The sequence below is a fragment of the Sporosarcina sp. UB5 genome (assembly GCF_050859005.1).
Lineage (GTDB): Bacteria > Bacillota > Bacilli > Bacillales_A > Planococcaceae > Sporosarcina.
Map to the genome: position 1 here is coordinate 933,134 of NZ_CP125984.1, position 22,325 is coordinate 955,458.

Sequence of the window (22,325 nt, forward strand, 5' to 3'; positions counted from 1 at the left end):
ACTGATTCTGTTTCCCCTGCACAACATAACAGAGCCCGCCAATCGACTGAACGATTGGCGGGCAGATTGATTATTTACGCATAGTAATACGTTTGCCGCCTGCGCGAAGCTTCCTTTTGTTGTATCCTATATTTTCGTTGAAGTGCTCGAAGCTCATCTAGTTGGCCATTTAAGCGGGGATCTTGCGACATCAATTTCTCTAACCCCGATGCATCTAACTTCCTCTTCACTTTTTCTATTTCATCTTCAAAAAATAGTGACATGTCCATACCTCCTCCCCTTTGTTTGACAAGGGAGAAATACAATTCGCTATAGTGTCACTCCCCCTCTCCATAGAGTACGTTGGTTCGACGACAGGACAAGAGGTAAGTGTACATACTTTTTCAATTTTATTCGTTCAAAATAAGCTGTGTAAAGGCTTCCCGGGACCGAATAAACGTTCTGTTTTGTATGGACATTTATTTATTTCCCCTGTATAATTTAGATAACAGAAACGCACGTATAGTTTAGACAGCAGACAACAGGAAAGGAGAACAAAGGGATGGAGGAAAGAATTCTGCAGTTGCTTGAAGGGTTAAAGTCAGAGATGGGCAGTTTGAATGCCAAGGTCGACAATATTGAATCTGAAATGGGCGACTTGAAATCCGATGTCGGAAGCTTGAAATCTGAAATGGGTAGCATGAAGTCTGAAATGAGCGGACTAAAATCTGAAGTAGGTAGCATGAAGTCTGAAATGAGCGGACTAAAATCCGAAGTTGGTGGCATGAAGTCTGAAATGGATAGTTTGAAATTAGAGATGCACAGCCGATTTGATCGAGTCGATCACCTTTTAGAAGGAATCGGCGGTCAATTTGAGCACCAAACTAGCCAGCGTATCGCTGAAGGACAAGCGATCTCGAAAGAGCTCTCGAGCATTAAATTACGAATCTTCGACTTAGAAAACAATAAATATGTAAATAAATCTTAAGAAAACAGAACCAACAGCAGCCGTTGGTTCTGTTTTTTTGTCATAAATTGTGTCTGCGCCTGTGCACGGTGCATTTATGACAATTCACTCCAGGTAATTTTTATACAGTTTTAAAAAGGTCAAACAGTATCGCATCCTGTTTTACCTTTCACCACTATACAATTGAAGTGAATAAACTGAATAGTTTACTGCACAGTGGCGGAAAATATTCTGAAAAATTACGATTCCATTAGAATTGTAATGAGTATGCCTAGTACCATTCCGATGAAGACTGTTAGTCCATATAAATATATCCGCTTCAATTCCTCATCCTTTCGTCACTCTTTTAACCATTCTATTAATAAATGCGGACAAACATGTGAGATGGAAATAAGAATTCGTGTGTAAGATGCATTTTCCCTCAGCCCTAAGACGTATATGAAAATCAAACATGCGACTGGCAAGTTTTTCATTTGAATAGGGTAGAATAGAAGAAAATAGGGATGAAGGGGAAATGACTATGAATAAGCTGTTATGGATCGCGTTAATTACGGGTATTCTCGTGGTCTCCGGTATTTACGGTTACAACAAGTGGTTTGCAAAGGCAAGTGGCAATGAAATTTCGATTGCAAAAGACGGTGCTACTGCACTAAATGTGGATATCGACTTCGGAGTTGGCGACTTGTACGTTCAAGGAGGGGCCCCGGAATGGATCAGTGGGGATTTTTACTATAATCATAAAAGTCTAGAACCGAAAGTGACGTATAAGAAACGGAAGGACGTCGGCTCCGTTAAAATTAAGCAAGGTAAAAAAACAACGTTCGGCTTCAACACACGTAAATTTGAAAACGATTGGGATCTACAATTGACGAATGAGATTCCTATCGATTTGAACGTTGACATGGGGGTTTCAAAATCGACATTGAAGCTAGAAGGGCTGCAATTAAACAGCCTCTCTATCGATAGCGGCGTAGGTGATTCCGTCATCGACCTAAGCGGTGATTGGAGCAAGGGCTTTCGTGCCGATATGGATATGGGTGTCGGGGACGTAACCTTTATTCTCCCGAAACAAACAGGTGTCAGAATAACCGTCAAGAAAGGGCTTGGTAGCGTGGATTTAAAAGAATTCACTAGACAAAACGACGGTGTTTATGTAAATGAAGCCTATGCTGATTCGAACGTTACTATTGACCTTTTCCTCGACATTGGCGTTGGGGACGTAAAATTTAGGATTTCCGAATAGATTCACTTTATTTTCATTTTCGACTTGCAATTTTGTCGGATTCCATGTAAAGTCATAGATAATTTAACATTATCTTATTTCGCAAGTTTTGAAGTAAGGATAGAGGCGCAAAGACCATCAGTACACAATCAGAGGATAATGAGGTCCTATGAAGATTGTGGAAAGGGGAATTTGCCGAAGTGGAGAGACTCTCATTTATCTCGAAGCTGGTTCTGGGTTGAACAAGTCCAGGATTGTCATATAGGAAACTATATGGAGGGCTATCTTATGCAAGAAATAATTTATTTTATTATTTCAAGCAACAACGAGCCCTCGTTGTTGCTTTTTTGCGTTCATTTTCAACTGCCCTTCACCCTCTATTTTATTTACCAAAATAAAAGACAGGATGTGGAGAAACAATGAATTTCGGACAAATTGTAACTGCAATGGTAACTCCTTTTGATGAAAATGGTGAAATTGACTTCCCAGCAACAAGGAACTTGATCAATCATTTAATTGCCAATGGATCTGACAGCTTAGTTGTATCAGGAACGACCGGAGAATCCCCGACATTAACGAACGAAGAAAAGGTCAAATTATTCAAGTTTACAGTGGAAGTTGTGAATGGAAGAGTACCGGTCATTGCAGGCACGGGCTCGAATAACACAAGAGAATCGATCGAACTGACAATGCTTGCAGAAGATGTAGGCGTCGACGGAGTTATGCTCGTCGCCCCTTACTATAACAACCCTTCCCAAGAAGGCATATACGAACACTTCAAGGCAATCGCAGCAGCCACCTCTTTACCGGTCATGCTGTACAACGTCCCAGGACGTACTGTTGTAAATATCGACGTCGACACAGTTGTACGTCTTTCAGAAATACCGAACATCGTGTCCATCAAAGAGGCGAGCGGTAGTTTAGAAGCAATGGCCCAAATTATCGAACGTACACCGCCAAGTTTTACATTATATAGCGGTGATGACGCACTGACCATTCCAGTACTATCAATCGGAGGAACAGGCGTCGTTTCCGTATCCTCCCATGTGTTAGGGAATGAAATGCAAACGATGATCCGAAACTTCAAAATCGGCAATATCCAAGAAGCAGCTAGCGACCATCGCAGACTGTTGCCGATGATGAAAGCACTCTTCGCAGCTCCAAACCCAACACCTGTAAAAGCAGCCTTGAACCTAAAAGGAATCCCAGTCGGCGGCGTCCGTTTGCCGATGGTTCCGTTGAATGAAGAGCAACAGCGTTCACTACAACAAGCGCTGAAGATTTATAAAGAAGTGAAGGTTAAAGTTTCGTGATTTAATGGCTTATATAATAAAAGCAGAGCTCCTGAAAAACCGGGCTCTGCTTCTTTTATTTTTCCTTATCCCTTTTCTCATTCAATCCATCCCAAAACATCCATCCATTTTGAGCACGACCAGAACTTTTATTCATTCGGGTTTATTTTGGGTAGATTAACTCAACCATTCTCTGAAAAATATATGATTCATTATCAAGAATTAAGTCCATGTTAATCTTTTCTTCAAAGCCCCTACCCATAAACAGTAATTCTCTTTCATCATGATGCATTTCCAACCTATAAGCATCAAACTCAAAAGATATTACTCTTTTTGCCAAGTTAATAATACGGTGATCTAAATTCACTAGCACATTATTCGATATACGATTAACGATTTTCCATAGAATAAGTTCTTCCTCATTTTTCGTGTGTAATTCTGCGAGTGAATTTGCCTGCAGAAAAGAACTATACGGGATCATTGCATGGTTATCGACTTCATAGCCCATCCCATCAATTTTCTTTGAGATCCAATTTTCAATCGTAAACTTTATATACTCATCTTCGATTTCAAATTTAACAACTTTGCTATAGAAACTAAATTGATTTTTAGAATTGTCGAAGACGGCAATAAATTGAATGCGATTCCATCCCTCTTTCAAATCGGCAATCTTCATTACATACACCTTCGTAGACAACAATCTTTGAATAACTTCGTTATCAAAGAAAGTGCAAACAAGCACATAGTCAGTCGAATACATCTCAACAGGTTCCATCGATCCCTTTGGCAATATGCCTTCCTGTTGTAGTTCTTCTGGACTTTTATTCAATAAACTATCTATGAATCGGTCCACCAGAGTTGTATGGTTTGGCAAAAAAGGAAGACCACCAATATTAACGCTATCAATACTTCGATAGAGCGGATGATTCTTATAGGCCATTTCATCATGCCAAGGAAATAAAACGTAAGCCCCAAAAGCAGTGCGCTCATAGCTGCCAGAAGTGTTAACAACTATAGAATCACGATAACGATGCATCGTATTAATATCATCTTGCATTGGCCCAGGCATGCTGCTTGTTTCAAAATCAATTCGATATTTGGCGTCGAAGACATACTGGTATTGATAGTCCTTCCCTTTCTTTCCTATACTCAACATTGAATCAGGCTTCTGCTGGACGGTCGGTACTCTATTGCTCGAGGTATCATATTGATACTTAAGCGTAATCTCTTCGCCAGTTACAGGATGGATGTACTTTCTTTCCGCCGTTCTTGACTTGTCCAAATTGACAAAAAGGCCTTCTGTATTAACTTTGACAACGTCTTGACTGACTTGCACACATTTTTCTGCTAGTAGTTGTCCTAGTTTTAAAAATGTCCAATACTCATACAACGTGGCTATATCTTTAACAGACATTTTATAGATCTCACCTTGCAAAATGATGCTCTTGCTAATTGTTGTATAAACAACTAACACTTCACGATACCCAGGTGCCATTTGCAAAACCAAACTAATGATTGATCTATCGAGCTTCCCTATAGTCCGCCAAAACATGTTCTTTTGTCGCTTTTCAATGCCAGATATCATCTGATCCAGCATACCAATTAGCTCGTTATCTAATTTACTGTATCCCCAAGTGTAAGCACCCTCAATCACCCTTTTCAATTCTTTCAAACGAGTGATAATCCTTGCCATCGTCCATTTCACATATCGATTTTCATGAGTGTCAGCAGTGTGCTCCTTTTTCAAAAGAAGACCTTTTGAAGGCATGACTGTCCTATCTCCAATTGGAATTCCATTCGGTACGTCTACAAACTTACTAGAATTTCTGCGTAAATAAGCTAACGTTCTCTGATCAGGCTTTCTTAATTGGCTGCCACGTACTTCAATATAATGCTTTTGCAGCTGATGATGCGATACTATTTCAATACGATCAACAGCCCGTATATATTGCTCATAGTGAAGTTGCATTAGACGGTAAAACTCAGTTAGAGACGGATCTTTATATATCTTTGCACTGCCTTGCAAATAGGTACGTTTAATAAAGTGATAAGCTAAATTATAGATTTCCTCACTCACTTCATTCAGTAACGCTTTGTAGTCTTTCTTATAATCCAGCTTTGCTGGGAAGATTTCCAGCATAACGTCCACTAGCCTACGATTACGGGAATCCAGGATTTCAAAAGATGTAAGGCCAACTTCGTTTCTAAAATGAAGAATGCCTGTTAGTAAATTGACCCTAGATACCTTCGTAATTGCTTCTCGGAATTGAGGGTATTCATGATAAAACGTCAATTCATCCTCCGTCTTAGGTATGATAATTACTTCATACTGTCCATTTTCAAAAAAGACAGGAATAAATTCCTGCCCTGAATAAAGTTTCAGCTCTTCAGTTATCACATCATATATTTGTATAGTTATTATATTCTCTGCACGGCACTGAAACTTCATATAATCTTCTACCTTTAAAGAATTATACCCACGAAGTTTACCGTATTGTGGATGTTCAGCAGGTCCTTTAATGACGCATGTTAGTTCAGTGGTTTCAATAACCACTAACTCTCTGTCTTTAGGAGATCCAGAAAGACGTGAAGCCATCAGTTCGGTACCTCCTTAACATATCTACTATTTTTATAACGCTCAGTCGATAATCCACAGATTCTTGAACATTTTCATCATCAAAAGGAACACAAGTAAATTGCTCATATAATTGTTCTAACAGCGACTCAACCCGGCGATCACCACCTGTAATGCGAGGTAATACCTTTTGCATAATACATAAATCAAATGCATCCTTTTCATCCAATAAGCTCGAGTCATGGTTATGTACCATGTAAAAACAAATTTCATCCCTCACTCGATATCCTACATGGGCGTTTATCAATTTCAATTTTTTATTGATGTCTTCGAGATTTTGAGAAACCTTCTGTACTAAATACATATGGGATGAATAAATATCTTTCAAGGAAATATAGGTAGGCTTTAGTTGTTCATTTGTAATACGTACTGAATCCACTGCTTCGTCGTTGCCGTCTAGGTAATTAAAGTTATTTAGATATACTTCATTGAATTCAATGGTATTCGCTCGATCAAGCACCTTTTTACTGAATGGATGTGTAGTTTCATCCATATTGACGGTACCGATAATGTAAAGATTTTCGGGTAATCGAATCGCTTGCCCTGTGTACTTTTCATCCAATAAAGTAGATGATGTAATTTCATCACCATCACGTTTACGGCTCTCCATGACACTAAGCACATCGCTAAAATAATACTCAACCCGCGCCAAATTCATTTCATCCAACAATACAAAATGAGGCAAGTGAGGATTATCTAATGCATGTTCAATTATTTCCGTAAGAGGTCCTTTAGTAAAATCGCCCTTTAAATCTACATAGCCCAATAACTCCGAACTATCACTCCAGTCAGGTCTTACGGGGATTAATTTGAACTGGCCATTATCTTCTGTTGCCCCTACACTCTCTGCAAATAACTGGACAATCTTCGTCTTACCGGTACCGGAAATACCAGAGATGATGACAAAGGGTTTTGACTTGAGACTGAGAAATAAGTTTGCTACATCCTCATAAGCGTAATTAAAGCCTTTTGACTTAATATATAAGTGAATATTATTCACTAACGTCTCAATAGATAAATTACCATTAGCCATGTTTGTTTCATCACCTTCATTAACCTGTACTGGTGTATTGTTCCTATAGAAAATATATTGTTCATAATATGTAATCATATACTCTAAATCTCTTATCAGCTGTACATCGTTAGGTAAGTTATCAAACTCGTATTTAATATATATGGCTGTAGAGTTGGCATACTGTTTAGCAAGCTTAGATTCCCCAAGATATATCTTGTCATCCTTTAGAAAGCGTTTTTCTATTGATATTACTTTCCGAATCTCGTCTTTCACTCTGAGCATCTCAATTTTCGATGTTTCTGTAACTCCTTGAGCAAATGACAAATACAGACTTTTCATATCCTCGCTAAATAAGTAGACAATATAATAACCACGCTGAGTAGAATTTGTAATTCTTTTATTCATTACTGCAATCCATGGAACAAACGCCCAGTTACCCTTTCCGACAGAACCTACAACATTATATTCCTCGCTAACAAACGGCAATTCTTTAATAATGGACGGAACTTGTCTACAAACTAAATCAGCTGTAGGATGACTTCTTAACGATTCACTCTTTGATTTCAAATAGTAGTTTAAAATGTGTTTTAGTTTTGTATGCAATTGCGTATTCATTGATTTATAATCCTCTCTATAGCTAAATAAAATTAATATAGTATATTTTTATGGATTTTCCGACTTCATTAAACTTTCATTAGACCCTTAATAACTCTGGGTCAATAACGAATATTCATTTAATTTATTTCCTCTTCCAATATTCATGTCACCATTATAAAAGGGGCAATCCAGCCCTATTACCGAACACAGATATAAAAATTCTTCATTATATCTCATGATTCGTCCCCTTATTATTCATTAAAATTTCAGACGAATGGTTTTTCCCATTATAACACTAGTTTATGATTTTGTGGTTTGCTAGTGGAAGTATGATGTTTGATAACAATCGTATTGTTGCATCGAATGTTTGATTGATAAGGACTATCTCCAGGTAGTCCTTTTTTTGTTGGCAGAATGGATTTATCACCGACTCTAGCTAATTTATCACTGACTTTCGACTGTTTATCACCGCCCCGAGATTTAAATGCGTACTGCGGAAACACCAATTACGCTACTCAATTACCAATTTAACTATATTATTATAACTTTCATATTAATTTGACAGTTTACTATATTATTGCTAATATGGAAGCGCATTCAAAATCTTTGATAGGGGGAAATGGAATGGCAAAGACGATGTATGTACTTGATTTGAGTAAGCCGATGGAAGAGCAAGCACATCCGGGTCATAATCGATGGCATCCGGATATTCCTGCTGCTTTTTCTGTGGAACCTGGGACGTCTTTTAGGATGGATTGTAAGGAGTGGACGGATGGGCAGATCGAAAACAATGATAGTGCGGAGGATGTTCGAAGAGTAAATCTTTCGCGTGTTCATGTGTTGAGCGGCCCGGTGTATGTGAATGGTGCGGAACCTGGTGATTTGCTTGTTGTCGATATTTTAGATATCGGAACGCATCAAGGGTATGAGTGGGGTTTTAACGGGATTTTTGCGAAGGAGAATGGTGGAAGCTTTTTAGTGGACGAGTATCCGGATGCTGCGAAGTCGATTTGGGATTTTGAAGGTATTTATACGACTTCACGACATGTGCCTGGCGTGAAATTTGCAGGGCTTATGCATCCAGGGTTAATTGGCGTCGCCCCTTCTATGGAGCTGTTGCAGAAGTGGAATGAGCGAGAGCAGAAATTGATTGATACGAATCCTGACCGGGTCCCTGCGCTTGCGAATGCTCCGAATCCAGAAAGTGTTGTGCTTGGTACGTTATCGGGAGCGGAGTTTGATAGGGTTGCAAAGGAAGGCGCTCGTACGGTTCCTCCGCGGGAAAATGGCGGAAACTGTGATATTAAGAACTTATCGAAGGGTTCGAGGATTTTCTTCCCGACATTTGTCGAAGGGGCGAAGTTGTCAGTTGGTGACCTTCACTTCTCACAAGGTGACGGAGAAATTACGTTTTGCGGCGGGATTGAGATGTCTGGTTGGATCGAGTTGAAGGTGGACGTTATTAAGGGTGGTATGGAGAAGTACAAAATCTACGAAAACCCTGTGTTCCAGCCTGGTCCGGTCGAGCCGAATTACAATGATTATCTCGTTTTCCAAGGGATTTCGGTTGATGACCGCAATGGAGAGCAGACGTATTTGGACGCAAATATTGCATTCCGCAGGGCGTGCTTGAATGCGATTGAGTATTTGAAAACTCTCGGTTATACGGGTGAGCAAGCGTATATGCTTTTAAGTACAGCACCGGTTGAGGGGCGCATTAACGGCATCGTCGATATTCCTAATGCTTGCTGTACAATCGCGATTCCTACGAAAATTTTCGATAGAGATATTATGCCGAAATAAGGAGGACTCATTTTGCCTAGTTATACATTCCGTTGCAAGGACTGTGGTGAATTTACGCTGTTCTTCAAATCAATGGCCGGCAATAGAGAAATAGCAGACTGCCCGGACTGTGGCCACGTGTCAACTAGAGTCTTTTTAGCACCTAATCTTTATTCCCTTTCAAGAGAAGTGAGTTCACGCATTGAAAAAGGAATGGAGCCCCAGCGCATGACGCGGGCTGAATTAGGTCCCAAACAGCCGAAGAGAAAGACGAAGGTCAGTCGTCCTTGGCATGTTGGATAAATTAAATAGGACAAGTTTAATCCACTGAGGCTCTCCGGGCTTATGTGGATTTTTTTGCGTATCGTCATTTGTATATCCCGCGTTCGAATGGATACCCTAACGGTAAATTTGAAAGGGTGTGTAGTCGATGATGCCAGAAAAGGCGCCGCTTGCGGAGTTAAATGAGGTACAGTTGAAGGCATTGAGTGCTTTGGAGGAAGAGCTCGGTGTGACGCTCGTAGCTTATGAAAGTGCGATGCATGATGATAATCATATTGTTGAGTCGGATGTTTGATTGGTAAGGGCTATCTTCGGGTAGTCCTTTTTGTTTTCATTCCCCATAAAGGTATTTGAATTATTAGTATGTTAGAATGGAGGAAATAAAGGAGGCGATTCGAGTGGCACAGACAGAAACAAACCGACGTTTTACAATTGCTGACATCAGTGGTTGGGATGGGCGATGGGAATTGATTGATGGGGTTCCATTCAATATGACGCCTGCTCCTTCTACGGCTCACCAGCGAATTGTCGTTGAATTGCTTTTTGCCTTGCGGACCCATTTTGGAAAAAGTGGTTGTACCGTTTTCGTGGCCCCTTTTGATGTGCAACTGGATGAAAACGATCAGTATACTGTTGTGCAACCGGATATTTCTGTTTTTTGCGAGAAGCAGACACTTCAGCCGAACCGTGCGATTGGAGTCGCAGATTTGATTGTAGAAGTCTTATCCCCTTCTACTGCGCTGAAAGATCGGAATGAGAAATTTACGTTATACGAGCGATCTGGTGTGAAGGAATATTGGCTTGTTGATCCGTTGAATCTTACAATTGAAGTGTATGCTCTTACGGACGGCCTATATAGCAGACGTCAGGTGGTTGGCGTGGATGATACGTTACATTCTTTCATATTTACAGAGCTGTCGATTGAGATGAAAAGCATTTTACAAGGCTGACGGATGGACTATCTTCGGGTAGTCCTTTTTTTGTTGAGCGATTATGGTTATCACCGTTCCGCAATAGTTTATCACCGCTTTAAAAGGCTTTATCACCGTTCGTTGGCTTGTTATCACCGCTTCAGCTCACTTTATCACCGCTTGGAAAATTTCACATTAACCTCCTTAAGAAATTCACCCTAATATCTATTACGTCAAATCTCTGAAGAAGTCTTGGCGATTTTCTAATCTGAACATATATATAGAGGATAACTAGTTTCAAGCTAAAATAATTTTAGTGTGGGCAACTTATAAAGGGGGGCTTTTTGACTCGATTTGAAAAATGATTCTTTTTCTGTACATTTTCTATATGATTTTATCATAGATTTTCAGTGTATTGACGTGGCATGACCATCTTTACGGACCTTTATAAAACAAATAGTAAGAGGAGTGTGTTATATGGTGAAAGTTTTTTCACGGAAGGTTTTGTCCACTGTAGTTGCTAGTTCATTAATTTTTGGTGTAGGGAGTGCAGTTGTGACTGCAGCCCCGAAGACAGTTACAAAACAAACAGCACTTACGGTGCAAAATGCCCGGACAGGTGTTATTAAGGTTAATGATGTCACTGTGCCACGGTATGCCAAGGAAATTCAGCTATCAGGTACAGTTGAGATTGATGGACCACAACTTGTCGTCACAATCCTTGGACCAGGTGACAAGACGGTAAATGCAACGGTAAAAGAGGTCGGCGGGAAATTGTGGACGTATACAACGGTAGTTGATGTATCGGCAATTAAAGGTGACGCGACATTCGATATTTCAGCCCATACCATTTATATAGGAGGTGGACCGAACGCAGGAAAAACTCATACAACCGCACCAACTGTTTCGCAAACGATTCATGTTCCGTATATCAAATCCACAGTTGCAGAAAAAACAAATTGGGCTGCGTACGACCGTTCAAACAATGAATTCACATTGTTGTACGATGAGGTGGAGAATTGGTCAGTTGGGGATCCTGTTGTTAGAGCGAAATCGCTAGTAGTGAGCGGTTTGAAGGATAACGTGACTATCCTAGATAAAAAACTAACGGTTCCAACTGCAAACCAAGATTTTAAATTCTCACCACAGGCAACGTGGGTATTTAATGCAGCTGCAAAAACGTACTCTGCAACATTCAATGTCTATATCACGGATAGCAAAGGGTTTGATAGAACGGAGTCCGTTACAAAAACTGATCTTACAGCAGGGCGAATGCATACATTCACCCATTCTGTAGCAGATAGGTTCGGAACTATCTGGAAAACGGTATCTTATATGGCGCCTGAAGCACCGGTGAGTGAAGTTGAAGTAGGGTTGAAAAACCTAAAACTCATTCTTGTCGAACAGAATAAAAATCAGTTTAAAGTGAATGCTTCATATGAGTTAAATGGAACAACAAAGAAAGAGAACCTAAGCGGTAATTTTGGAAATCCGAATCCGAAGTCAAAAAGCAATAACCCTTCTACAAGAGATGTTAAAATTGCTGGCATTGACTACACCGTTACCGTGCATTACAATGCATCGAATGATTCTTATCATGTCACATACAAATTAAAGAATTAAATTAAGTTCAGGCTGTCATTAGCGGTCACTTACGAACAGGCATCCTAATATGGATGTCTGTTTTTTCGTAGAGAAAGCACCGAATGCCTTTTTAATTTCATTGCAAGCAGGTTTATGCGTGCTTTTACTAATTTATGCGCGAAAAAATTGATTTATGCGTTTCTAGTCGGATTTATGCGCTTTTGAATGGATTTATACGTTTTTCTGGCGGTTTATGCGTGAAAATCGGGATTTATGGAGTTTTAGGATTGATTCCACCAAAAAACCTCACTTCGCGTGAGGTTCAGTCGCGTTCGAGCGGCATGGAGCAGCATCGGAAGGAGCCGCCGGATTTAATAATTTCGGAGAAGTCGACTTCGATTACTTCGAATCCGTGGGCACGCATGGCGGTGTTGACGTGTTCATTTTGCGGGAGGCTGAATACTTTGCCGCCTCCGATCGATAAGACGTTTGTACCTAACGTGAATTGCTCTTCTGCAGATACTTCAATCAGCTTATATGTTTGGGAAAGTGTTTCGACCATGTCTGCTGACAAAGCTTCTGGAAAGATGAGGCCGATTTCGGGCGATAGGATGTTGAATACACAATCTAGGTGTAAATATTTTTCATTGAACGGTACGCGGATGACGTTGTAATTTGGTAAATTTCGTTGCAAATTGCGGACAGCGTCGTCGGACGTGCGGCTGCTAATGCCGACGTACACTTTGTCGCGATCGATAATGACGTCTCCCCCTTCGACACGATCGACCGTCGTCTGGTAAGGAATATTCTCGTCTTCAAGAAATTCCTCAAGCTCCTCTTCCTCTCCTTTTCGAATGTCGCTTGCCATTTCGGAGACGAACACATCTTCACCAACCGTAAAGCCAATGTCACGCGTGAATACTTGCTCAGGAAAATGTTTGGATGGAGGTAACTTAATCACTTCCACGCCATGTTCACGGAGCAGCTTTTCGAATTCCCGATGCTGCTTCATCGCTAACTCCACATTAATGTTTTCATCTGCATATTCCTTTTGTGTGTCGTTAATGACATCTTCAATTGCCATAAACTTTGGCTGGCAAAGAATGACTCGCTTTAATGAATCATATTCTGTAGTGCAGTTCGTTTTTGATTGATCGTCCACAGGGGAACTCATTGTTTCATCCTCCATATCTTTTCTCCACGCAATTATTCCCTCTTCCGTTCAAACTAAACCAGTCGTTTAAGGTTCCCTACCGAATGGATAACTACTTAAGGATTGGGGGAAATTGATTGATTAACGAAAAGACAAATACGTTGTTGTCGAAAGAAGACTTTGCAATAAAGAGTGACTTGCCTGATTGGCTATTAAAAAGCTATCGGACGTTCCATGAAACGGTGACGGATAAGACGTTTCCATGTTATTTCGGCTTGGGTGGCCAATTGAAAGGTGAATTGCGGTATGCGTATGTTTTACAAAATGATTGGTCGAACTTACCTTCAGCACTTCAAGCCTTTTTGAAGCTATTCGATAATCCGAAACATAAGCGGCATGGGCTGTTCGTCTTCGTGGAACCTTTTGAGACGGAAGGTGATTTGGAGTCGTACCGAAAGCAATTTTGGGACATTCTGCAATACTTGCACGATGTCGATGACGTAGAGTGGCCAGCTGACAGCCCACGTGATCCTGATCATTATTTGTGGGACTTTCACTTCAACGGCGAGCCGATTTTCGTGTTCGGGAATGCGCCTGCCTATAAGCAACGGAAGACAAGAGACTTAGGGAAATCGATGGTGATTGGCTTTCAACCTCGACGTATTTTTGAAGGGTTAAAGGGTACGGAACCGGGCGGTATTATGTCGAGGGAAAAAGTGCGTGAACGTGTCGAAGTGTGGGATCAATTGCCGAAGCATCCGGATATTAGCCATTACGGTGACCCGACACATAATGAATGGAAGCAGTTTTTCATCGGTGATGATGTCGAACCGATTGTTGGGAAATGCCCGTTTTCGCATAAAGAGTTGAAAAATGACTGAATGACAAAAGGGACCGAATGATCGGTCCCTTTTATTTTCTCTATTACTGACGAAATATTTCCCGAAGCGTGTCGATTTCCCGGGAAATAGGTCGATTATTTCCTGCTCATTCCGTAATAGCTCTCCATTTCGTTTTCAGGCACCATGCTGCCGCCGGTTGCCCAGACGAGATGAACTGCGGATGAGGAGTCGGATTTTGGTACTTCGTTGTTAATTGCCTGGATTGGACCTGTCATTCCCGCCAATGCTGACGGTTCGAGGCGGATGTCTTCCGTATCAGCAATCATCGTTAATAATTTGAACATCGTTTCGTCGGCAATTGTGTAGCAGCCTTCAAGAAGTGGCTCCATCTTTTTGCCAACGAATCCAGATGCTGTCCCGACTGCGAGACCGTCTGCTGCGGTTTGGTTGTCGAGACCGAAATCTGCAACGGACACTTCGTCATGCAAGCCCGTCATCATACCAATTGTCATGCAAGGTGAATGCGTCGGTTCAGCAAAGAAGCAATGGACGTTGTCGCCAAATTGAAGCTTTAGTCCGAAAGCGACGCCACCCGGTCCCCCACCTACCCCGCAAGGCAAGTAGACAAATAATGGATTATTTTCATCGATTATTGTGCCGCGTTCTGTTAATTGTGCTGCGACTCGTTCGCCTGCAACGGCGTAGCCGAGGAAAAGGTCGAGCGAGTTTTCATCATCAACGAAGTGGCAGAGCGGATCAGCATCTGCCTGGCGTCTGCCTTCCTCCACTGCTTTGCTATAATCGTCTTCATATTCAACAACTGTTACACCTTTTTCACGAAGAAGATCTTTCTTCCATTGCTTCGCATCTGCGGACATATGAACGGTCACATCGAAACCTAGCTTCGCGCTCATGATGCCAATGCTTAAACCGAGATTTCCCGTCGATCCGACAGCGATTTTATGCTTCGCGAATAAATTACGGAATTCTGGCTCCGCAAATTTCGCATAGTTTTCGTCTTTTTGGATGAGACCATGTTCTAAGGCAAGCGTTTCTGCATGCTTTAACACTTCGTAAATGCCGCCACGCGCCTTAATGGAGCCCGATATCGGGAGAGCGTTATCTTGTTTTAACAATAATTCCCCTGAGATTGTAGTTTCATATGTAGCAGAGAGCGCTTCTTTCATTTTCGGGATCGCAGTGATCGGTGATTCAATAATGCCATTTGACGCGGCTGTCTCAGGAAACACTGTTTCAATGTACGGAGCAAACCGTTTCAACCGATCGCTTGCGTCCTTTACGTCCGCTTCTGTAATGCCGGATTGAGCAATGCCTGTTAAACTGTCACCGTTCAACGGGTTTCGCCAGAGCACTTCCTGTTTTTCGATGATTTGTTGCAGTAATGGTAGTTTTTCGATCCATCTTGCCTTTTCGGTTTCATTCACGGTCATCGACCTCCATTTAAAGAATCACACACATTATAGCATGCAGTTGCTCTTTTTTAGCTATACAACTTGTAGCATTTAATTGAATTTCAGAGTAGGCAGATCGCCAATCGTAACTTCATTAGCGTACCCCATTCCCCTCGCACACACCACCATCACTCGGACTGAATACGCTAGTAGTAATAACGTCAGTGATGGTGGTGATTTGCATGGAGAGTGCGGGGATTTTAGCAGGGCCGATGTTACGGCGGGTAAATACGGATTCTGTCGCCATTTGGATGGCGACGGACCGCCCTGTCGAGGTGGACGCTGCCATTTATGTTCTTGACACGCTTATTCCGCTTGACACCGCCACGAAAACAACATCAATACGAGCAGGCCATCGTTTGTTCATACACGTCGTGCATATGTATGGGCAACTTCCAACGGATACACTCCTTGGTTATGACCTGCTTTTTCGCGTTGGCAAAAACGGATATCATTTGGCGAGCCTCGGGTTGATTCACAAAAATGAAGATTCCGTCACATACGATGGACTTCCCTACCCTTCGTTTTTCATCCCCGCTCGTGCAGCTCCAATTTCTTCGTATGCATCTTGTCGAGAACTTTATTGGAAGGGAGATGGTACACTCGTTGCAACAAATGCGCTTTTGCAAATGGAAACGAGAAATCGTGCAACACGTCCATGTGCTTTATCTCTTCTCAGCGACTAGATTTTTGCAGATGATGCAGCGGATTTATTTTTCCAGTCATCAGAACGGTCGTCGAACACTATATTGGTAAGGAAGACCTTCGAAAGTTCAATTAGTGTTTGCGGGAGGAATCATTTCGTTCCCCTATTCGACGATGATAGGTCGGCAGTTTACTACGAAACGGTATTGCCGGTTTCAAAGTTGGGACAATGAGCCACAACGGTTCGGGGAGGGGTTCCTACAGTCGATGTGTAGTCATTTCGACGGGTTCATTGCTATCTCAACTGTTTATGGAAGAGGGCACTCCGTTATTTGGCATTACAATGTAGTGTGATTGCTGCGACGAAGAACTATATCAGGTTAGACACTGTCGAGTAGACCGTTGTCAGGCATTCGCTGTTGCAGATGATAATAAAAAAGAAGATCGAGGCCCCGCTTAAGTGTATGGCGGGGTTTTGTGCGTGATTGCGGGCAGTTATGCGTGGAGTTTGCGATTTATGCGTGATTCGCGGAAGTTATGCGTGGGATTTTCGATTTATGCGTGATTCGCGGAGGTTATGCGTGGAGTTTGAGGTTTATGCGTGATTCGCGGAGGTTATGCGTGGAGTTTGAGATTTATGCGTGAATCGCGGAAGTTATGCGTGGAGTTTTCGTTTTATGCGTGATTCGCGGAGGTTAGATGCTCACACAATCACTTGAGACGCGATTCAAAAAAAGAGGCCTTCCAACTGGACAGCCTCTTGCTTCATTCACAATTTCGTCCGGACGTCCCATAGTTCAGGGAAGAATTTATGGTCGAGGACGGTTTTCAAATAGTTAACACCAGATGAGCCGCCGGTGCCGGTTTTGAAGCCGATGATTCGCTCTACTGTTTTCATGTGACGGAAGCGCCATTGCTGGTGGCTGTCTTCGATGTCGACGAGCTTTTCGGCGAGCTGGTACAAGTCCCAGTAGCGGTCGACGTCGCGGTACACTTCGAGCCATGCGGATGCAACGGTCGGATCGCCTGTGTATGTGGCAGAGAAATCGCGTGTTAGCAGTTCCGGGGTGATTGGGAATCCGGCGCGGGACAGTGCGCGGATGGCGACGTCGTAAATGCCCGGTGCTTCGTAGGCGGATTTTAACTGATGGCTGAGCTCGGTGTCTTTCTCGTAGATTTTCAAAATATGCGGCTGTTTGTAGCCGAGCGCAAACTCGATTAGACGGTTTTGGTACGACTGGAAGCCTGATGCACGACCGAGGCTTTCGCGGAACTCCATATATTCGGCAGGTGTCAACGTCGAGAGAACGTCCCATGCTTGGATAATTTGCGTCTGTACCCGGGAGACGCGCGCGAGCATTTTGAACGCTTCCGGCAGTTCATCTTTTTCTATTAACTCGATTGCCGTAGTTAGCTCGTGCAAGATGAGCTTCATCCACAGCTCGCTCACTTGGTGGATGATGATGAATAGCATTTCGTCGTGGTGGCCGGACAATCGTTCTTGGCTTGCGAGCACTTTATCGAGCCGTAAATATTCTCCGTACGTCATATCGTCCCGGAAGTCTGTATGAATCCCTTTTTCAGTCATGATGGCCACCTCCTAACGACCGCGCGCACCGGACTTCCGTCGCCGCCTTCAATTGGTAGCGGCAATGCAATTAGTTCATAGTCTCCCGGTTCGACATTTTCAAGGACGATATTTTCCAAAATGAGTACACCATTGTCATGCAATGAATGGTGGGCATCGAGTGTTTTACTATGCTCCGGATCGACGGATGGTGTGTCGACTCCGATGAGTTTTACGCCTCGTTCCTTTAATAAAGGGCCGACATCTGGTCGTAGGAACGTAAATGTTTCCGGAAACACATCCGGGTCCGGGCGGCTTAATGTTTTCAATAAAACACGTTCCACCTCGCCGAAGTCGATTTCTTCCAAATCGGAGCGCCCGACGCTTTTGAGCCCCGAAACGTCAATGACGCGAGCCTTTCCGATATACACGTCGATCGGCAGTTCATGTACTTTCAGTCCGTTATCGTCATAGTGGAATGGCGCATCGATATGCGTTCCCATATGCATGCTCGTCGTCATCTTTCCGATATTGACGGAACCGGTGTCTGCTTTCAGGAATCGGACTTCGTAGGAAAACGGCGTATCCCCCGGCCATTCGGCGATTCCGTTATGCAGCCGCTGCGAAATATCAATCCACTCACCCGTCATGCGACAACACCCCTTTTATTCTCAAATTTTTCGTATCGTTTTTCGTCCATAATAACTTTCAATTTTTGTATAGTATGCCAGACGTCTTCAAATGAATTGTAAAGAGCGACGGGTGCGAGCCGAATGCCGTTTGGAGCACGGAAATCTGGTATGACGCCGTCTTCCTTTAACGCCTTGCAAATGCGAGCCGCTTCTTCGTGCTCGAGCAGTAAGTGACCGCCACGTGTTTCGTCGACCGGATTGCCGATTGTGAAGCGGTATCCTTGCAGTTCTTGTTTAATCAATTCAAGCATATAGCCCGTTAATTCGAGTGATTTCGCGCGGATTGCTGCAATGCCGACTTCCTCGAACATATCGAGCGAGCCGATAACCGGCGCGAGGCTTAGCACATGGGGCGTTCCGATTTGATAGGCTCCTGCATCTGTCGCCGGATCCATCGTATGGTCCATATCGAATTGCGACTCCTTTTTCGAACCGAACCAGCCTGCGAGCCCCGGCATTTTGCCGAAATGCTTTTCATGGACGAACAAGCCGCCGACGGACCCTGGTCCTCCGTTCAAGTGCTTATACGTACACCAAAATGTAAAATCCGTTCCCCAGTCGTGGAGCGAATGCCCGATTGCGCCAATTGAATGGCAAAGATCGAAGCCGATTGGTATGTTCCGTTCAATCGCAGCTTTCGTCAACTTTTGCATATCGAGCACTTGCCCGCTTCGGTACAGAATTGAAGGTAGGACGATGAGCGCCACGTCATCGGTCATTGCCGCGATGATGTCGTCTTCGTGCAAATAACGGCCGTCGCGACTTTTGACGCGGATGAGGTGCGTATCCGGATCATAGCCTTTTAACTGAAGCTGGCTTTTGAGCGCATAAATGTCCGACGGGAAATTCAATTCATCGGCGAGGATTTTTGTTTTATTGCCGGTAGGCTTATAAAATGTTGAAACAAGCTGATGTAAGTTTGTTGTCGTGGAGCCGGTCGCAATGACTTCGCTTTTCAATCCCCCGACGAGCGGCGCCATTTTCTCCCCGACTTGCTCGGATAAGTAAAACCACGGATGCTCCCCTTCCGTCCATCCGTCGATGCCGAGCGTTTTCCATGAATCTAGCAATTCATGCAGCGTGCGCTCTGCACGTTTCGACAATAAACCGAGTGAGTTGCCGTCCATGTATATCGTGTTGGCCGGGATGTAAAATTCGTTTCGATAAGAAGCGAGTGCGTCTTGCCGGTCGCGCTCCTGTGCGTGTGAAAGTGTGTGATGTGTCATACAGATCCCCCTTTTGTATCGCTATGAAAAGCATAGCATATTGGCGGAGGTGTGGATATTCTGAATTTGTGGACTTTTTAGGCGTGCGGTGGCTTGCTTTGAGCGTGGGAGGCCTTGCATTGAGCGCGGGACGCTTCGCTTTGAGCGTGGGGCGGCATGCTTTGAGCGCGGAACGCTTCACTTTGAGCGCGGGACGACTCGCTTTGAGCGCGGGGCGGCTCGCTTTGAGCGCGGGGACACTTGCTTTGAGCGCGGAACGCTTCACTTTGAGCGCGGGACGACTCGCTTTGAGCGCGGGGACACTTGCTTTGAGCGCGGGACGACTCGCTTTGAGCGCGGGGCGGCTCGCTTTGAGCGCGGGGCGGCTCGCTTTGAGCGCGGGGACACTTGCTTTGAGCGCGGAACGCTTCACTTTGAGCGTGGAGCCACTCGCTTTGGACGCGCGAACACTCGCTTTGGACGCGCGACCACTCACTTTGGACGCGCGAACACTCGCTTTGGACGCGCGAACACTCGCTTTGGACGCGCGACCACTCACTTTGGACGCGCGAACACTCGCTTTGGACGCGCGAACACTCGCTTTGGACGCGCGAACCCTCACTTTGGACGCGGGCCGCTCAATGACGCGATTTCCAAATAAAAAACAGGCGAAGGGACTCCCCCTTCACCTGCTACATGTTATTTAAACCATCCCTTCTCCTTGAACCGCGAAATCGCTTCGATTCGGTTGCCGACTTCGAGCTTTTCAAGGATGACGGAGATGTAATTTCGAACCGTTCCCGGCGTTAAAAACAGCTCACCCGCGATTTCCTTCGTCGTCTTTCCTTCCGCAACAAGTCCGAGCACTTGGCTTTCGCGTTCAGTCAAAGGATTTTCTGAGGCGTCCTCGTACGCGATGTCGACGAGTTCGGGTGCGTAAATGCGACGTCCATCTTGAATGGCATGGATGGAGTTGACGAGCTCTTCGATTGGACTGTCTTTTAATAAGTAACCGCGAACTTTGGCTTTTCGTGCGCGCTCAAAATAGCCTGCCCGCGCGAATGTCGTCAAGATGATGATCTTGCAGTCCATTCCGACGAGTTCCTCCGCTGCATCCAATCCGGTCATGACCGGCATTTCGATATCCATAATGCAAATGTCGGGCTTTTGTTCCTTCACGAGGTGGACTGCTTCCTCCCCGTTCCGCGCCATTCCGACAACTTGCATATCGTCTTCCATATTTAAAAGGGAGCCAAGTGCGCCTAACATCATGCCTTGGTCTTCTGCAATGACAATTCGAATCACGACAATCCCTCCTCCACTTGATGTGTAATGACGACCGGCATACGGATCGTCAACGTCGTCCCGCGCTCCTCATTAATTTCAAGCGAGCCGTTGACGAATTCAAGCCGTTCCCGCATGCCTTTTATGCCTGTACCGACTGACTTCCTATCCTTCATTCCTTTGCCATTATCACGAACGACGATGGACACTTCATCGTCTTCCTGCTTGAAAATGACATAGCAAACTGTCGCTTCGCTATGCTTCACAACATTCGTCACCGACTCTTTCAGGCACATACCGAGGACATTCTCGACGTTCGACGGAATATTCGTCACAGCCGGGTCCCCTTCAATTCTCAATTCAATTTCCGCGGCAGCAAGAATTTGGCGGGCGCGCAGCACTTCATCGACAAGCCTTGTTGCACGTATATTCGCTACAAGTTCACGTACTTCCTTTAGTGCCGTGCTTGCCGTTTGACGAATGTCATTTAGTTCTCGCTCCGCCTCTTCTGGACTTTTTGGAATCAACCTCCGAGCCAAATCGCTCTTCAGTCCAATCATCGACAATTTCTGCCCGAGCGTATCATGCAAATCCCTTGCGATCCGTTCACGTTCCTCTAGTAGCATGAGTTCGGAAATACGTTCCTTCGCATCCTCTAGCTGGTCTTCAAGGTTTTCCCGCTTGCTACGGTTGTATAAATTGAACGGAAGCAGGATGACACCGATTACTGTAATGAGGATGAAATGGAATTGCGGCAAGAACAGATCGATTTCCAAGAAAAAGCCTGCGACAATCGCACTCACCGTGAACAAGATATGTAAACCGTACATGATGAAAAAGCCAACTGTCGACCTAATATTCCCGATGAAAAACGCAGTGAAAATCGATAAGTACACGTAACCGAATAAGAGGGTCATGACGATATTAATGACAATTTCAAAGCTGATCCACATATAGACGAGACCGCTCTTCGATTTGAATGAAAAGAAATAGGAGATGAAGAATAGTACTAATAACCCGATGCCGACTGAAATTTCAATTGCCGACCATGACCGGAAGATGAAGAAGAACGGCAACAAGCAAAATACGGCCCATGCATAAATACTGAGCCACCGATTTTTCGGGAAAATACTGTACCATTTTTGCATCGATTTCACCGCCCTGTTCCTTCCATTATACCAAAAACATGCAGCCACCTC

The 22,325-nt window shown here is 43.8% G+C and carries 21 protein-coding genes and 1 riboswitch; of the genes, 11 read left to right on the forward strand and 10 right to left on the reverse strand.

Features of this window, described 5'->3' with window-relative positions:
- Window positions 1–74 precede the first annotated feature (74 nt).
- The gene (locus tag QM454_RS05020) at window positions 75–263 is read right to left on the reverse strand and encodes a hypothetical protein (protein ID WP_432362373.1); all 189 of its coding nucleotides are present in this window, start codon (window positions 261–263) and stop codon (window positions 75–77) included.
- A 278-nt stretch (window positions 264–541) separates the two neighbouring features.
- Here QM454_RS05020 and QM454_RS05025 point away from each other — a divergent pair, with 278 nt between their 5' ends.
- From QM454_RS05025 to dapA, 3 genes are all read left to right on the forward strand, one after another.
- Window positions 542–967, forward strand: a complete 426-nt coding sequence (locus QM454_RS05025; protein WP_432362376.1) for a hypothetical protein — start codon at window positions 542–544, stop codon at window positions 965–967.
- 499 nt (window positions 968–1,466) lie between these two features.
- On the forward strand, window positions 1,467–2,189 hold the full coding sequence (locus QM454_RS05030; RefSeq protein WP_432362379.1) for a toast rack family protein: 723 nt from the start codon (window positions 1,467–1,469) through the stop codon (window positions 2,187–2,189).
- 92 nt (window positions 2,190–2,281) lie between these two features.
- Window positions 2,282–2,460: riboswitch (Lysine riboswitch) on the forward strand.
- A gap of 127 nt (window positions 2,461–2,587) precedes the next feature.
- Window positions 2,588–3,481 carry a 4-hydroxy-tetrahydrodipicolinate synthase gene (gene dapA, locus QM454_RS05035; protein WP_432362382.1) on the forward strand — a complete coding sequence of 298 codons (894 nt, stop codon included), beginning with the start codon at window positions 2,588–2,590 and terminating at the stop codon, window positions 3,479–3,481.
- 142 nt (window positions 3,482–3,623) lie between these two features.
- Here the strand turns inward: dapA and QM454_RS05040 are convergent, their stop codons facing one another.
- Entirely contained in the window at window positions 3,624–6,056 is a 2,433-nt protein-coding gene (locus tag QM454_RS05040) for a DUF2357 domain-containing protein (protein ID WP_432362385.1), read from the reverse strand.
- The gene (locus QM454_RS05045) at window positions 6,028–7,725 is read right to left on the reverse strand and encodes an MrcB family domain-containing protein (RefSeq protein ID WP_432362388.1); all 1,698 of its coding nucleotides are present in this window, start codon (window positions 7,723–7,725) and stop codon (window positions 6,028–6,030) included. The genes QM454_RS05040 and QM454_RS05045 overlap by 29 nt, the downstream gene beginning before the upstream one ends.
- A 606-nt stretch (window positions 7,726–8,331) precedes the next feature.
- Here QM454_RS05045 and fmdA point away from each other — a divergent pair.
- The 5 genes from fmdA to QM454_RS05070 all read left to right on the forward strand — a co-directional run bounded on the left by fmdA (window position 8,332) and on the right by QM454_RS05070 (window position 12,305).
- Window positions 8,332–9,510, forward strand: a complete 1,179-nt coding sequence (gene fmdA, locus QM454_RS05050) for a formamidase (RefSeq protein WP_432362391.1) — start codon at window positions 8,332–8,334, stop codon at window positions 9,508–9,510.
- 12 nt (window positions 9,511–9,522) lie between these two features.
- On the forward strand, window positions 9,523–9,792 hold the full coding sequence (locus tag QM454_RS05055) for an FmdB family zinc ribbon protein (protein WP_432362394.1): 270 nt from the start codon (window positions 9,523–9,525) through the stop codon (window positions 9,790–9,792).
- A 127-nt stretch (window positions 9,793–9,919) separates the two neighbouring features.
- Window positions 9,920–10,066: a hypothetical protein gene (locus tag QM454_RS05060; RefSeq protein WP_432362396.1), complete on the forward strand. Its 147-nt coding sequence runs from the start codon at window positions 9,920–9,922 to the stop codon at window positions 10,064–10,066.
- A gap of 76 nt (window positions 10,067–10,142) precedes the next feature.
- Window positions 10,143–10,721, forward strand: coding sequence for a Uma2 family endonuclease (locus tag QM454_RS05065; protein ID WP_432362399.1), 579 nt, complete (start codon window positions 10,143–10,145; stop codon window positions 10,719–10,721).
- A 438-nt stretch (window positions 10,722–11,159) separates the two neighbouring features.
- Window positions 11,160–12,305 carry a hypothetical protein gene (locus QM454_RS05070; protein WP_432362401.1) on the forward strand — a complete coding sequence of 382 codons (1,146 nt, stop codon included), beginning with the start codon at window positions 11,160–11,162 and terminating at the stop codon, window positions 12,303–12,305.
- Between the two features lie 283 nt (window positions 12,306–12,588).
- Here QM454_RS05070 and QM454_RS05075 read toward each other — a convergent pair whose 3' ends face one another.
- Window positions 12,589–13,440: a dimethylarginine dimethylaminohydrolase family protein gene (locus QM454_RS05075; protein WP_432362404.1), complete on the reverse strand. Its 852-nt coding sequence runs from the start codon at window positions 13,438–13,440 to the stop codon at window positions 12,589–12,591.
- Window positions 13,441–13,559: 119 nt separating this feature from the next.
- Here QM454_RS05075 and QM454_RS05080 point away from each other — a divergent pair, with 119 nt between their 5' ends.
- A complete protein-coding gene (locus QM454_RS05080) occupies window positions 13,560–14,300 on the forward strand; it encodes a YqcI/YcgG family protein (RefSeq protein ID WP_432363861.1) in 741 nt (246 codons plus the stop codon).
- A gap of 95 nt (window positions 14,301–14,395) precedes the next feature.
- On the opposite strand, the gene QM454_RS05085 is transcribed toward QM454_RS05080, so the two are convergent.
- On the reverse strand, window positions 14,396–15,706 hold the full coding sequence (locus QM454_RS05085; RefSeq protein WP_432362407.1) for a D-serine ammonia-lyase: 1,311 nt from the start codon (window positions 15,704–15,706) through the stop codon (window positions 14,396–14,398).
- 209 nt (window positions 15,707–15,915) lie between these two features.
- On the opposite strand from QM454_RS05085, the gene QM454_RS05090 reads away from it, so the two are divergent.
- A complete protein-coding gene (locus QM454_RS05090) occupies window positions 15,916–16,419 on the forward strand; it encodes a hypothetical protein (RefSeq protein ID WP_432362410.1) in 504 nt (167 codons plus the stop codon).
- A 728-nt stretch (window positions 16,420–17,147) separates the two neighbouring features.
- Here the strand turns inward: QM454_RS05090 and kynA are convergent.
- From kynA to kynU, 3 genes are read right to left on the reverse strand one after another with little or no spacing between them, the layout of a single operon-like run.
- Window positions 17,148–17,966 carry a tryptophan 2,3-dioxygenase gene (gene kynA / locus QM454_RS05095; protein WP_432362412.1) on the reverse strand — a complete coding sequence of 273 codons (819 nt, stop codon included), beginning with the start codon at window positions 17,964–17,966 and terminating at the stop codon, window positions 17,148–17,150.
- Entirely contained in the window at window positions 17,963–18,595 is a 633-nt protein-coding gene (gene kynB / locus QM454_RS05100) for an arylformamidase (protein ID WP_432362415.1), read from the reverse strand. The genes kynA and kynB overlap by 4 nt, the downstream gene beginning before the upstream one ends.
- Entirely contained in the window at window positions 18,592–19,863 is a 1,272-nt protein-coding gene (gene kynU, locus QM454_RS05105; protein WP_432362417.1) for a kynureninase, read from the reverse strand. Before kynU ends, kynB begins: the two co-directional genes overlap by 4 nt.
- A gap of 119 nt (window positions 19,864–19,982) precedes the next feature.
- On the opposite strand from kynU, the gene QM454_RS05110 reads away from it, so the two are divergent.
- Window positions 19,983–20,549, forward strand: coding sequence for a hypothetical protein (locus QM454_RS05110; RefSeq protein ID WP_432362420.1), 567 nt, complete (start codon window positions 19,983–19,985; stop codon window positions 20,547–20,549).
- Here QM454_RS05110 and QM454_RS05115 read toward each other — a convergent pair.
- Both QM454_RS05115 and QM454_RS05120 read right to left on the reverse strand, forming a co-directional pair.
- Window positions 20,542–21,147 (reverse strand): response regulator, encoded by a 606-nt coding sequence (locus QM454_RS05115; RefSeq protein ID WP_432362423.1) that lies wholly within the window; start codon window positions 21,145–21,147, stop codon window positions 20,542–20,544. The genes QM454_RS05110 and QM454_RS05115 overlap by 8 nt on opposite strands.
- Window positions 21,144–22,274, reverse strand: a complete 1,131-nt coding sequence (locus QM454_RS05120; RefSeq protein WP_432362426.1) for a sensor histidine kinase — start codon at window positions 22,272–22,274, stop codon at window positions 21,144–21,146. Before QM454_RS05120 ends, QM454_RS05115 begins: the two co-directional genes overlap by 4 nt.
- Between the last annotated feature and the right edge of the window lie 51 nt (window positions 22,275–22,325).

What these genes read in the sequence shown, in the direction of transcription:
- QM454_RS05020 (WP_432362373.1), bottom strand. Translation starts at nt 263, where the DNA reads ATGTCACTATTTTTTGAAGATGAAATAGAAAAAGTGAAGAGGAAGTTA.
- QM454_RS05025 (WP_432362376.1), top strand. Translation starts at nt 542, where the DNA reads ATGGAGGAAAGAATTCTGCAGTTGCTTGAAGGGTTAAAGTCAGAGATG.
- QM454_RS05030 (WP_432362379.1), top strand. Translation starts at nt 1,467, where the DNA reads ATGAATAAGCTGTTATGGATCGCGTTAATTACGGGTATTCTCGTGGTC.
- dapA (WP_432362382.1), top strand. Translation starts at nt 2,588, where the DNA reads ATGAATTTCGGACAAATTGTAACTGCAATGGTAACTCCTTTTGATGAA.
- QM454_RS05040 (WP_432362385.1), bottom strand. Translation starts at nt 6,056, where the DNA reads ATGGCTTCACGTCTTTCTGGATCTCCTAAAGACAGAGAGTTAGTGGTT.
- QM454_RS05045 (WP_432362388.1), bottom strand. Translation starts at nt 7,725, where the DNA reads ATGAATACGCAATTGCATACAAAACTAAAACACATTTTAAACTACTAT.
- fmdA (WP_432362391.1), top strand. Translation starts at nt 8,332, where the DNA reads ATGGCAAAGACGATGTATGTACTTGATTTGAGTAAGCCGATGGAAGAG.
- QM454_RS05060 (WP_432362396.1), top strand. Translation starts at nt 9,920, where the DNA reads ATGATGCCAGAAAAGGCGCCGCTTGCGGAGTTAAATGAGGTACAGTTG.
- QM454_RS05065 (WP_432362399.1), top strand. Translation starts at nt 10,143, where the DNA reads ATGGAGGAAATAAAGGAGGCGATTCGAGTGGCACAGACAGAAACAAAC.
- QM454_RS05070 (WP_432362401.1), top strand. Translation starts at nt 11,160, where the DNA reads ATGGTGAAAGTTTTTTCACGGAAGGTTTTGTCCACTGTAGTTGCTAGT.
- QM454_RS05075 (WP_432362404.1), bottom strand. Translation starts at nt 13,440, where the DNA reads ATGAGTTCCCCTGTGGACGATCAATCAAAAACGAACTGCACTACAGAA.
- QM454_RS05090 (WP_432362410.1), top strand. Translation starts at nt 15,916, where the DNA reads ATGGAGAGTGCGGGGATTTTAGCAGGGCCGATGTTACGGCGGGTAAAT.
- kynA (WP_432362412.1), bottom strand. Translation starts at nt 17,966, where the DNA reads ATGACTGAAAAAGGGATTCATACAGACTTCCGGGACGATATGACGTAC.
- kynB (WP_432362415.1), bottom strand. Translation starts at nt 18,595, where the DNA reads ATGACGGGTGAGTGGATTGATATTTCGCAGCGGCTGCATAACGGAATC.
- kynU (WP_432362417.1), bottom strand. Translation starts at nt 19,863, where the DNA reads ATGACACATCACACACTTTCACACGCACAGGAGCGCGACCGGCAAGAC.
- QM454_RS05120 (WP_432362426.1), bottom strand. Translation starts at nt 22,274, where the DNA reads ATGCAAAAATGGTACAGTATTTTCCCGAAAAATCGGTGGCTCAGTATT.